The 11,876-nt window shown below is 54.4% G+C and carries 7 protein-coding genes; 3 read left to right on the top strand and 4 right to left on the bottom strand.

Annotated elements, in window-relative coordinates; genetic code table 11:
* The first annotated feature begins 296 nt into the window (after positions 1-296).
* The 3 genes from GTH22_RS19620 (at position 297) to GTH22_RS19610 (ending at position 5,030) form a co-directional block, all read left to right on the top strand.
* The gene (locus tag GTH22_RS19620) at positions 297-620 is read left to right on the top strand and encodes an H-NS family nucleoid-associated regulatory protein (protein WP_252947276.1); all 324 of its coding nucleotides are present in this window, start codon (positions 297-299) and stop codon (positions 618-620) included.
* Positions 621-1,284: 664 nt separating this feature from the next.
* The gene (locus tag GTH22_RS19615; RefSeq protein ID WP_252947275.1) at positions 1,285-4,383 is read left to right on the top strand and encodes an N-6 DNA methylase; all 3,099 of its coding nucleotides are present in this window, start codon (positions 1,285-1,287) and stop codon (positions 4,381-4,383) included.
* On the top strand, positions 4,380-5,030 hold the full coding sequence (locus tag GTH22_RS19610) for a hypothetical protein (protein WP_252947274.1): 651 nt from the start codon (positions 4,380-4,382) through the stop codon (positions 5,028-5,030). The genes GTH22_RS19615 and GTH22_RS19610 overlap by 4 nt, the downstream gene beginning before the upstream one ends.
* Positions 5,031-5,069: 39 nt before the next feature.
* On the opposite strand, the gene GTH22_RS19605 is transcribed toward GTH22_RS19610, so the two are convergent.
* The 4 genes from GTH22_RS19605 to GTH22_RS19590 form a co-directional block, all read right to left on the bottom strand.
* On the bottom strand, positions 5,070-6,545 hold the full coding sequence (locus GTH22_RS19605; RefSeq protein WP_252947273.1) for a hypothetical protein: 1,476 nt from the start codon (positions 6,543-6,545) through the stop codon (positions 5,070-5,072).
* A gap of 171 nt (positions 6,546-6,716) precedes the next feature.
* Positions 6,717-6,854, bottom strand: a complete 138-nt coding sequence (locus GTH22_RS19600; protein ID WP_252947272.1) for a hypothetical protein — start codon at positions 6,852-6,854, stop codon at positions 6,717-6,719.
* Between the two features lie 355 nt (positions 6,855-7,209).
* Positions 7,210-7,839 carry a hypothetical protein gene (locus GTH22_RS19595; protein WP_252947271.1) on the bottom strand — a complete coding sequence of 210 codons (630 nt, stop codon included), beginning with the start codon at positions 7,837-7,839 and terminating at the stop codon, positions 7,210-7,212.
* 593 nt (positions 7,840-8,432) lie between these two features.
* A complete protein-coding gene (locus tag GTH22_RS19590) occupies positions 8,433-11,870 on the bottom strand; it encodes a hypothetical protein (protein WP_252947270.1) in 3,438 nt (1,145 codons plus the stop codon).
* Positions 11,871-11,876 lie beyond the last annotated feature (6 nt).

The raw sequence follows: 11,876 nt of genomic DNA, 5'->3' as shown, positions 1-11,876 counted from the left end.
CAATAATTAATTAACTTTGCATATTATTTTTTTACTCTTTAATTTAAACATGAAATGAAAAGCAATCTACAAATGCAACAATACCGAAAACCAAACCGCCGAAATCACCGCACATAAATGTGGATTAAATATGGTATGAACCAAAACACATCCGGAAACTCGGGCGCCGCCATTCAGCCAACAAATCGCAAAAACACCGCGAACCCAAGAAGACCACTTGGAGATCGAGCAGGTTGCATATTGCCGCGGGACAAAGGTGGCCTATGAAAAGCTCAATCAATGCGCAGGACGGGAACATGACCAAGACTGATCTTTCAAAGATGAAGCGAAAGGACCTTGAAGCTCTACGAACCCGCATTGAAGTTGCGCTAGAAGCATTGGACGCTCAGCGTAGAAAAGACGCCATCGCCGCCGCGGAAGCCAAGGCAAAGGAGTTTGGCTTCAGCCTCGCCGAACTCACTGGCGATAGAAGGCCACGGCGCACCAGGGCGCGGAGCAAGCCCAAGTATCGCCATCCCGAGAACTCTGCAGTGACCTGGTCCGGCCGTGGTCGGCAACCTCGATGGATCAAGGAAGCGCTGGAGGCCGGGAAGTCGTTGGATGACTTCTTGATCTCCTAGCCCCATGATCACGGAGTGAGCTGACTGGGTCTGGGTAGGGCAGAAAGCGGAAGTTCGCTGCGGATGCCATGGCTCATAGCCAAGAATGGAAAAGGAGACATTGGGGATACCTGAAATAACGCCCAAATAGAACATAACAAGAACGCTTGACACTGTGGGCATAACAATCCAGTTTGTTGTCAACAACAATTCAGACGGCTCGTACAGTGAAACTCTCTCCTGCACAGTTCAGAGATACGCTAGGGATCTCACAAGAAACGCTAAGGCATTGGAGAAAGTCCTTGCCCGTTTTTCATGGGCGGAATGGCTATGCGCCGGCATTCACAGCTAGTGATCTCGTAGTTGGAGTGCTAATCAAGTTTCTTCGCGAACAATGGGGCATCTCGGTCGCGTCTTTCGCTGAGCAATCGGTGTCCCTAGGACAGGCAGTGCACAAACAGCCTTGGTCTCTTTTGGCGAATTCTGTTCTTCTACTTTCTCTGGTCGACAAGAGCTGTGTTCTCGTTCCTCGTTCCGAAAATCGGCCGATTGAGTCACCTTGCCTCTTGGTTCCGCTGGCTCCGATTGTGGAACAGTTGACCGCTGCACTCCTGCACGAAGCCGATCGTGAACAAGTGCCAATTTACTTCCCACCCGTCGAGGTGGCGCGCAAATCGGGTACGTCATGACCTATCCAGCTTGGCGGGATATGCTTGCGCTCTCTGAGCGTGTTGCTCCGGAGTACTTCGAGCCGGGGCAGCCGGTTACTGGCACGCCGTACGCTGATGAAATTCGAAAAGCTATGCAAAAACTCTCCATATCGGGAGTGTTCTGCAACCAAGGTGTTCCACAGATCATGGTGTTCGAGCAAGAGCAGTATGATCGAGATGAAGTCATGAAGGTTCACGCAGCACTGTGGAACCAAGGACTGGCAAGCATTTTGATCGTTCCCGCAGAGGATGAGGTGAGGGTGTTTTCCCTTGCCCGAGACCCTGGCACTGGGGATCGAACACAGTTTGAGGACCGCTGTCTAATCGAAGCTGTCAACGCTACAGCCGACGCGCTAGCGCTTCGCAATTATGTTTATGGCGCGGAGAGCGGTCGTCTTTGGCTGGAAAAGGAGACTTACTTTGATCCGAAGTCTCGGATTGATCGCGTTCTCTTAAACAATCTTGAAGTAGCTCACGACCTGCTGTCCGAGGAAGGCCTGTCGGCAGATGAGGCGCAGGCCATACTTATCCAAACGATGTTCGTAGCGTATCTCGAAGATCGTGAGATTACGACCGCGACGTTTTTCCAAGAGGCAACTAACGGTACGTACAAGGGGCTGAATGCGATTCTCTACTCTGGCGATGTTGCGGCGCTTGAAGCACTGTTTGCAGCGCTTCAACGCGACTTTAATGGCGATTTGTTTGTTGCGCCGTGTTCATTCGACGACTCCCAACACCCACACTGCCTCACCGCAGATGCGTTGCTAATTCTCAGGCGCTTCCGAGAAGGCAAAGAGGAGATGGCTGGAGCCAATGGTCAGATGCGGTTCTGGGGCTACGACTTTGCCTTCATTCCAGTCGAGCTAATAAGCGCCGTTTATGACCGCTTTCTTGGATACGACCCCCAATCTCGTTCCGATACAGGCGCATACTATACGCCAATGTTCTTGGTCGATACGACCATATCAACCGTATGGGATACCTTAAGCTCGAAGACGAAGACTCATGGAGTTTTTTTGGATCCTGCTTGCGGCTCCGGAATCTTCCTAGTGCGGAGCTTCCAGCGCCTATGTGAGCATCGGCGAAATGAAGGCCAGAATGCGAAGCCTTCTTGGGACAAACTAGTAGAGACGCTTCAGCGAGTTCGTGGCTTCGATCTTAACGGAAGTGCAGTGCGCGTAGCCGTGTTTTCCCTATACATCGCGCTACTCGAAGAAGTTTCGCCACCCAACATTCGGACTCTCGCAAAGAAGGGTCGTTTGCTGCCATCTCTTTGGGACCACACGCTAGTTTGCAAGGACTTTTTCGACGCGGACCCAGGCGAACATGCGGCCGATGTGATAGTTGGAAACCCCCCGTGGACAAGTCGGCGCAATATACTCGGATCTGGCCTTAACTGGTGCAAGGCGCGAAAACTTCCAACACCAAGCGGTGAAGTTGCTTGGGCATTTGTCTGGAAGGCGCAACAACATGTTTCAGCTGATGGCTGCGTTGGGTTCCTTTTGCCGGCCATGGGTTTTCTGCACAACCATGCAGCAAAGGGTGTCGCGGCACGCATCCAGCTATTTGAAACGGTCGGGATGCGGGTAGTCATCAATCTATCGGATTTACGCCGGCAGCTTTTCGACGGTGCGATCTATCCGACTGCATTGATGGTGTACGGAAACAAAGCGGCAAAGGACAGTTATCACTTTGACTACTGGACGCCTAAAGCTGACCTTAACCTCAAGATCAAAAGATTTGTGACTCTAAGTTCGATCGACAAATCATCTCTCAGCCTCGCGGATGTCAAACGGAACCCACTTGTGTTCAAACAACGGCTCTGGATGCGGGGTGCTGAAGCAAAGTTGTTTGGTCATCTGGACCGTCTTCCCAAACTTTCAGCATTTGTCAGTGAATTTGGTAGCGTTCAAAGAAAGAAAGGCAACCCATCTGTGGGCTGGGTAGTGGGTCAGGGCTACCAACCCTACCATGGACGCAGCGAGGTGTCGGGTCCGCAAAGTTTCAAAGAAAGCTCATCTGTCGGACGAATTCCTGACCTGCCCGTGAACGCGGTATCCGCACTCGTTCTCACAACAGATCATCTTGAGCCATGGAATTCGAGTCGAGTCCGGCGGAGCGGATTTGAGCGAGCGTTCTCAGGCCCTCGAATCTTGTTTAGAAGAGGAGTTGATGCTGCGACTGGTCGGCTTAGGGCAGCTTATTCAGATGTCCCATTGTCCTTCCAGCACATACTTCAGGCAATCGTTGCTCCAGAAGAAGAAACAACTCGTGCAAAGTTCATAGCAGGCTACCTTAACAGTCGGCTCGCTGCTTGGTTTGCCTTTCACGGAACGTCATCATTCGGCGCGTCGCGACCCGAAGTTCAACAAGCAGAGTTGCTTCGCCTTCCAATGCCGCGCCCCGACGATCTTCCTGACCCGGAAGCGGCAATTTCAATACAGCTGGCTGTCGAGAACTTAGTTGATCGAGAACAAGAGCGTACAGGCGATTTTTTGCGCCCTCAGAATGACATTGAGTTTGCCCTTCGTGAAATCGATGCGCATATATACTCATACTTTGGTCTTTCTGAGGAAGAGATCACTGTTGTCGAAGATACTGTGAATTATGTCTTGCCAGCTGTCCAACCAAGTTCCGGCAGTTTCCCAGAACTCTGGAAACAAAGCGACCCAATTGAACGGAAGGCCTATGCTCAGCAACTTATTTCTAGTCTGTCTTTCTGGTTCCCAGAGAAAATGTGTGTTTCGGCCGAAATAATTGGCTCGAATCAAGACTTCGGTATCTTGATGCTTCAACTGACCGACGCTAAGAATGCGACACCTTTCCGTGAGGACCGAGACGAAACCTTTACAGACTGCCTGCAGTCTCTATCGCAGAAGCTAGGTACTTCGGTAGCCCGCAACTTTCAAACTGTACCGGACATTAGGATTTTCTCGGGTAGATCGCTTTATCTAATAAAGCCCTTGCAAAAAAGGTTTTGGCTTAAGTCGTCTGCTTTGACAGATGCCGACGTAATTGCAAGCGACTTGCAGACGCTCCTCCAGACTTCTTCGGTACAGAGCGCAGTTTCTTGATCATTGGTAGTGGTGCGGCTTGGCTGAGTGAGTTCAAGGGGTTTGATGAGCGGTTCATCGAACGGCTGTGCCATATCCTGCCAACGACGATCGAGAAATTGGGGGAGAATCCTGAAGAAGATGAAATCACTCATGATCTTCGCCACAGGTTCGGTTCCGATCCTGGAATGCGACGACTATTTCATTTTTGGGAGACACAGTTCGAGCCTGCTGGACTGAGTACTTCAGGCGCGTATACGCGCGACGGCAGAATAGATCTTGTCCTCTTCTGGAACCAAGATCAGACGTGCTATCTAGCCTATGAGGCAAAACGATTGAGTGTCGTCATGCCATCGGGTTTTCAGGCGCTCTCCGGAAAGTATGTGACGGAAGGACTGTCGAGATATGTTACTGATAAGTACTCCGAGGGGCTGCCCTTCGGGGGCATGCTTGGCTACGTACTCGACGATGATCTATCGTCTGCAGCTGAGCGGATAATCAAAGTGGTTCAAAGCAAATCGTCAGAGCTATCGCTCAAAGAAGGTCCTGAAGACCTACCGGTCATAGGAACTGCCCTACGATTTCGTACGCAACACGTCCGGCAAAATGGTGCAGAGATCGATGTAGCGCACTCGCTTCTACGCTGCTGCAAGAAAGCGAGCGAATAGATTGCTCCCCGACTATCAATCGCAGAGTCGACGAGCTCATCAGCCCTTGGCTTTCGCGGCAGCACTTTTTTCACTATCGGTGTACTTAATGAGCATTGAAAAGGAACTGAGCACCGCATCGTGTGGCGTCAGGCTCTGAAGTTGCCCATCCTCAAAGTAGTGGTGTGCCGCTCCAAGTAGGGCCTCGAAGGGCAAAGGATGTTTTGCGTTGGGATTGTGAAACACTTGAATCTCTTGAGTCCAATATTCTTCATAGTCCGGGTCAGAGACATCGACCTTGAATGCCTCGCCAACAACAGCTTTTGGGTCCGGATTGTACTTCAGACCAAGGCGAAAATAGCCGTAACCCGGCGCTCCGTAGCCCGCAGCAACACCCATGCGATCAAACTTTGCAATCGTGCCAGCATTCGAAAAAATCACTGCGGACACGTTCTCAGCATCGGGTAGATCGAAGAACCCCGAAGGTATTTTCTTGCCGTTATATTCGTGCTCGCCAATCTTATGACTGTCGATGATCAGCTGTTCCTCCTTGAAATGCCAAGTCACACGTGAGCCATACAAGTATTGCCACAGCGCAGACTGGGTGTAGGTCATGGGCCCCAACTCATCTTCGGTGGCCATTTTGTGGAAATCTGCGATGGCGATAGCAAACGGCTTGCCCTTGCTTTCCTCGCGTTCCCAGTATCGTTGACCCGCTTTGTTTGCCTTTTCGAGTTTGCTGGTTAATGGGCCACCAAACTTCATGGGCATGTAATCACGCAAGAAAGCCTCACGTTCCTCTGGTGTCTTCGGATTTGGGTGTTCCTGCAGGGCTCCGCCTTCAGATGGCGCCACGGTGGTAGCTTCAACCGTGAAGTCAATCAGCGGACTGCGGCAACGAAAATCGGGTGCCTCTAACTGTTCAACATCGAGGAAAAACTCACGAAACGCCGCCCAAAGGAACAACTCCCAAAGGCGTTGGTCAAATCCGGTCGTTTGGAATTCTCGCACGAAGTGAGGATCCTTTGGCGCTAGCCAGAGAGCCAATTCGCTGATTACTTTTCTTGCGGGGGCTCGACCTGGTTCATCCGCGAGCATCCGAAAGTAGGGGTGCAGCTTATCGTCAGTAAGATTGGGTGGTATGTAAAAGGGGTCGAGTGGGCTGTTGGTCTCATCACCCTGTTCGCCAAACTCTTCTATCTCGCCTTTTTCGATGATCTCCATCATCTCGACGCGCAATTTCTTCTCGGCATGAACTGGGTCGCGGAAATCGGTTCTCAATGATGCACACCGGAAACGACCAATTTTGTCGCGCGCTAGAACCATCCACAGGTAGTCGTTGTCCGTTGTATCTCTCGCGACTAAACCAAGCAGCTCGTCCCCTTCTGATGCCCACCACGAAACTTCTTCACACATGAACGCTGTTTTGGAGTGTCGTGTGCCAGTCGTGAGAATGTTGAAGCGAGCGCGCTTCATGGGCTTTGAGAAAGCCTCTGCACGCCGCTCGTTTTCTCGCCGCCGTTTTGCCTCGCCCATGTTTAGCCTCTTGCTGCCCTCAAGCAGCAAATATGCATCTTGGCTGACAGGTGCAAGGAGGGCCCGTAGGATTAAGGGGCGTATTGAGCGACGCCCTTCATAAAGGCTATGGCGCAAGCGCCTAGACCGTTCGTGTGCGTCCTCGATGACCCGAACTACTCGGCGCTCTTATCAGAGTTTTTGCCCGCCATAGGCGTCCAATACCATTTTGAAGTAAGTTGTTGTTTTGTCCGCGTACTCACCGATGCCAGGCCAAGCGAACGGGAAGGCGCCAGAGGTCATCGACCAGGCGATTTCCAGCCAAAGCATCTTTGCAATTGCCTCCGCTTCAGGTGCTTACTTGTCTTCTGGCCAGAGATCCTTGTCCAACGATATCCATGCGTCGCCGTCATCATCGACTTTGATGTCTGCGCTCAATGCCCCCAATCTTTCGCCCACATTGTTTGCGTCGTCCAGAAGCGCCGTTCATAACAAAAGCTCAGCCTTTTGCGCGTCCATATCCATTGAAAGTGCCATGCTCGTTCTCCAATCCTCAAATTTGAGTTATGCATCGCGATGAACAATTAAAGAGTGTCTGTCTTAAAGTCTGCTTTGGGAAAGCTGCATTGCAGCGTTGCTGATCGTTGTGAAGGGCAGCATTGGGCCGGTACGAGACGGAGCGATGTTATCGCGCTCTGTGCAGATGCACCTTCAAACTTGCCCACTTCTGGCAAAACTCTTCGATTCGCGCCTCGATTTCTGCGCTGGGGTTCAGCACAAAGAATGTCCTTGGGCTGTAGGCGGTCGCCCGCACTGCCATGCCCGGCATCCCGATCTGGCCAAGCCAATGATCCACCTCAGCATCATGACCGCCTCGCCGCCGAGTGTTATGATGGTAGATCAGTGCGCATCGACCTTCGGCTAATTCCTGCACCTCTGCGAGCGGCACCTGTTTGCCGAACTTCGCGCGCCCTCTTCGCCAATCGGCATCATCGATGATGCCATTGTCCGGATCTGCGAATACAAAGTCGCACAATGATAGCCTATCTAACACACGCTTGAACCAGGCAGCGCGCCAGTTCCGGCGGTCACGGGGGCGTACCATACTGGTGTCTACACTTTCGTCATGTGAGATCGACCCTTCCAGCACTGGCAACAATGAATCGATCGAACGCTCATCTTTCGTAATGTTTCGAAGATGGCTGAACAGGGCTGGGTCCAGGTGTTCATACCGTTGCGGTTGGTTAAGATAGGTGACGTGCCGCCCATCTCCGTTGTGGCTCTCGTCGGGGTACCGGTACCAGGCTACGCCCAACTGGCGCCCCGGTGAGAGGGCTCTCAGTAGGCCGAGCTTTACAAAGTCTCCAACATCTCCGGCATAACGGTCTTGCAATTGGGGTGACCTATTCCTTTTGCACCATTAATCCACTACCGGCGCATTAGCAGCTTGCGGGCGCGTACGCTACGAAGATGTTATGACTGCTATCCAACTCCGATAGGTTGTCTATTTCTATGACCACGGACCAGACTTTGACCGGCGCACTGATATCTTGGACCAGATGAGATCATGCACCTGCAGCAAAGGTCCGTGTGACAGGCCACACTTCAGCGAGGATGCCTATATTCAAGGGTAGGTTTGGGCCGTTTCTGATAGTAACCGAGCATTCCTGATCAAAAGCCTAACTGATCATCTGGGGAGAAATAGGTGTCTGTCGCTTGCATGGCCCGAACTCAGGAGCGACGGCCAGGCTTTGACCGAAACGAAGACTTGCGGCGTCCCGTTCAGGCCACGCTCCGGTGCCCATCGGTTGTTGAATTCTCGCCGCCCGCCGGTACTGATACTCTCTGAACGCATTCAGGAAGCGGGGGGCCGGACCGACGCTGACCTGCACACGCTGGGTTCGCCCCCTAAGTTCGAGCGTCGAAGATCACGGAAACCCGTCCCAGCACATCGATGGCCTGTCCCGCTGAGAGCTCCTTGCATCTTTCCAGCAGAGAACCCATCCGGCCCCGGACCGCTGCCTGCACCTCCATCGGCTGCGCTTGGAAGCGTTCGTAGATTGCGTTGATCCCTAGGTAGTCCGGGATTTCAACTCCCGCAGCGCTGCGTTGGCTGACGGCTTCTTTGGCGGCAATCCAGAACACGTCGAGTTCATGCGCCCAGGTTTCGGCTAGTTTCTCGATCGCAGGGAGGATCAGATTGCCGAAGCACTCCTGACCCTGGTCGTTGCTCGGGCTCTCAGACAAGAAGTCCGCCAAAGAGCTTAGAAGAGACACTGTGCGAGCAGGGCGAATGTCCCAGTGCTTCAGGTGAGCCAGGGTACCGGAGAGGTGGTCAAGCGTCTTGGAGATGGAAGTGATGCTTGGGCGATCCTGGTGCAAGCCGCGACGACGTGTCTCGGAATAAGCCGCTACGAGCAAGCGCGCGACTTCTGATTGCTCGCCAATGATCTCGGAGCCTTCCGCGCTCTGACGAATAGCCAGCAGACGGGGCGGCAGAACGCTAGGATCGCTCGGGCCACCGGTACGTTTTCCGAGCAAGAGTATTGATGCGGGCTCGGTCGAGGACAAGACGCAGAGTTCCGCGCCCCATAGTCCCCGCGGCGCCGCTGTGCGGACCCGCTGCATGACCTCGGGGGGAATTCCCCTGCGCAGATTCTCGACTTGGTCGAAGTAGTTGCCCGTTCGCAGGACACGCGGCTTCTTGACCTGGTCCAAAACCAAGTCCGTCAGATCGCCGGCGGCAAATTCCTCAATCTCCGTGGCTAGGTCAGTGGCGCCCACGCCGGACAATAGCGCGATTCCAGCGACGCGTTCGCGCGCCTTGTAGTCCGAAGACAGGACCACGCCGGGCAAATCGAAAGTGAAGTAGTGGATGACGGGATGCGGGCTGTCGATCCGATCGATCCTCCCCAGCCCTTGGATCAGGCTCTTGATATCGGACGTGACTCCAATAATGCCCAGTGCCGAAGCCTGTTGCAGGTTTATCCCCTCCGCCATCTGGAAAGTCATGAACATGGCGCGCTGTTTGAACGGCTCAACCTTTCGGCCGTCGATCCCAAAGACCTCCTGCGCCTCGGCGCCGGAGCGTAGATGGTGCAGCTTCTTGCCAGTCCTTAACTTGGCTCCAGGGGCGACGACGTAGACCTCCGGCCCACGGCCCCGCTGCCCGGCGAGAAGGCGGGCATAGACTTCGAGCACGCCGACGCGTTCCGCAAGGAAGATCGCATGCGGATGTTTGCGCAGGATAGCGCGCATCGCGTCGGCACGGCCCTCGTCGATCGCGTCGAGGCATGGGTGGTTGAGGAGGGCAGATATGCGATCACAAATCGGGGTGTCGCTTTCTTCGGCTTGGATAGGACGCTCCTCCTGGAGTTCACCGTCCGGAAGTAAAATGCCGCGGGCATTCTGACGCTCCGCGCGTCGCAGGCTTTCTCCAATGGAGGCGCGACCGCGCTGGTCCGCGCCGACCTCACGCTCACGGGCCCATTCTTCGCGAGAGAACGTGACGGAAGCGCGCAGAATCGCGAGGAAATTCCGGATGTGAATGCGCGACTTGTCATGGAAGCGGATCTCCGTCTGACCGGCCCGCTTTGGATCGGCAGAGACGAGGGTCACGCCGGTCGTGATCGCCTCGGCCAAAACCTTGATGCGATGGATGACCCGAGCTTGCTGAGCATCGAGCTCAGTGTCACGCCTGTGGCTCTTAACGGTGGGATAGACGAATGAGGTCTTCGACCGTTCCCGGCTCTCGCCGATACAGGCGCGCTGACGGCGGACGACATAGGGCGAAAGCACCGTGGCCAGCCCTTCTTGCAAGGACCGTAGGTTTAGATCGCGGGCTTCTAGCTCAGATTCGATCTGGTCCAATTGCTGCTGTAGCGAGGCAGCATCGTCAAAGAGATCTTCCTGAAGTGCTTGGGCTTCGATACGCTCTGTTAACTGGTTGCGCTGATTGTGGAGCGTCCCGCGCTCGCGCACGCGCTGCATGTGGTTGTTTATCTGATCGGTGATAGGTGGCGGCACATAAATCGAAGCGCGCTTTTCGTGGAAGGCAAGGAGACCATCCAGCCCTTGGTTGCCCATGAGTGTGGCCGACAGGCAAGCGGTCCAAATCGCGGGACTGCGTTCGAAGACGAGAGACCGAGCAGATGGAGCTAAGTACCGCGAGCTGAGGCGATGGCTTTCATCGACGATCAGCGCAGCTGAAGATCGGACGTTGCGGTTTACCTCGTCCAGTTCAGCTTCTTCGCTCTTGCGCGAAAGGTGGCTGTGCTTGATCGGCTTGAAATTCGCCGGTGCGTTTGTGGTCCAGTTCTTCAGGACGCTGGCGGGGATCAGAGCAAGTGAACCGAGACGCTGCTGGTCAGCTCGCTCTCCCCAGCTAAACACCGTCTGTCCATGACTGACCGGCAAGACGGTAGCGAGGTGTTTGCCGATGTCGGTCTTGCCCGCACCGGTTGGAGCCTCGACGAAGGCAAAGCCATGCTCGTAGATGGTCCCCGCAGCCTCGTAGACCAATTCCGCTTGAAAAGGTTGCGGCGGACGCCCCGTGCTGGTGTCCCCTGCCACGCACCATGGCGTGAAACTGGTGGCCTCGATCACTGTACGGGCAACAGCTTCTTCGGGACTGACGAGGCGGAGCAGAGCATGCAGTATCTCTAACGCGGCGTCGGTCCAGTCGCGGCCCATACCCCAGTAGTTTTCTGCCGCCGTCCGTCGCGCGATAGCAAGATCGGACCGATCGCTGACGTCATCGATAAACTCGAGATTACGCCGCAACCCACCCTGCGAAAAATTGGCGCTACCCGACAGCGCCGCCTTTGGGCCAACAAAGAGTTTGGCGTGCAGCATAGTTGGGCGTCGTCCGATCTGCTCACGCGCCAGGTCCTGATCGAAGACGCGGAACTGAATAATCCCGCGTTCGATAGCCTCTACTGCGAGGACAGCACGCAGATCAGCGAGGTCCGAGACCGAAAGACCGCGGCTACCGAGGTAGTAATGGCGTGCCTCCTCGTCGACGCTCCGCCCTTCGCCTCCTAAGGTCTTACGCGTCTCAGTGTTGGAACCAAAAACTATCCGATAACTTCCTGCGGGTTGGTCGAGCAGGTTCGGAACGGCGTTCAGCAGAATCGAAAGCGATGACAAGAAATCCTGGTAGCCCGTAACGATGAGGCAGGGGGGCTGGCGCAGCAAAGGGACGAGAAGCTCTTGAACCGTGCGGCTCGCATTGTCTGCCCAAGCGTTAAGCTGGACGCCGGGTTCCACCGGGGATCCGGCGTTTTCGGCATCGCCAGTCCACGAAAGGAACCGCGAAATCAGACCTTGGCGTGGATTATCTGTCATACCGAG

Origin of the sequence: Oceanicola sp. 502str15 (assembly GCF_024105635.1) — a bacterium.
Classification (GTDB): domain Bacteria; phylum Pseudomonadota; class Alphaproteobacteria; order Rhodobacterales; family Rhodobacteraceae; genus Vannielia.
This window is presented reverse-complemented; position numbering and strand designations above follow the sequence as displayed.

Bases quoted from the DNA above. Each gene is read 5' to 3' on its own strand.
- GTH22_RS19620 (WP_252947276.1), top strand. From the start codon at position 297: ATGACCAAGACTGATCTTTCAAAGATGAAGCGAAAGGACCTTGAAGCT.
- GTH22_RS19615 (WP_252947275.1), top strand. From the start codon at position 1,285: ATGACCTATCCAGCTTGGCGGGATATGCTTGCGCTCTCTGAGCGTGTT.
- GTH22_RS19605 (WP_252947273.1), bottom strand. From the start codon at position 6,545: ATGGGCGAGGCAAAACGGCGGCGAGAAAACGAGCGGCGTGCAGAGGCT.
- GTH22_RS19600 (WP_252947272.1), bottom strand. From the start codon at position 6,854: ATGCTTTGGCTGGAAATCGCCTGGTCGATGACCTCTGGCGCCTTCCCG.
- GTH22_RS19590 (WP_252947270.1), bottom strand. From the start codon at position 11,870: ATGACAGATAATCCACGCCAAGGTCTGATTTCGCGGTTCCTTTCGTGG.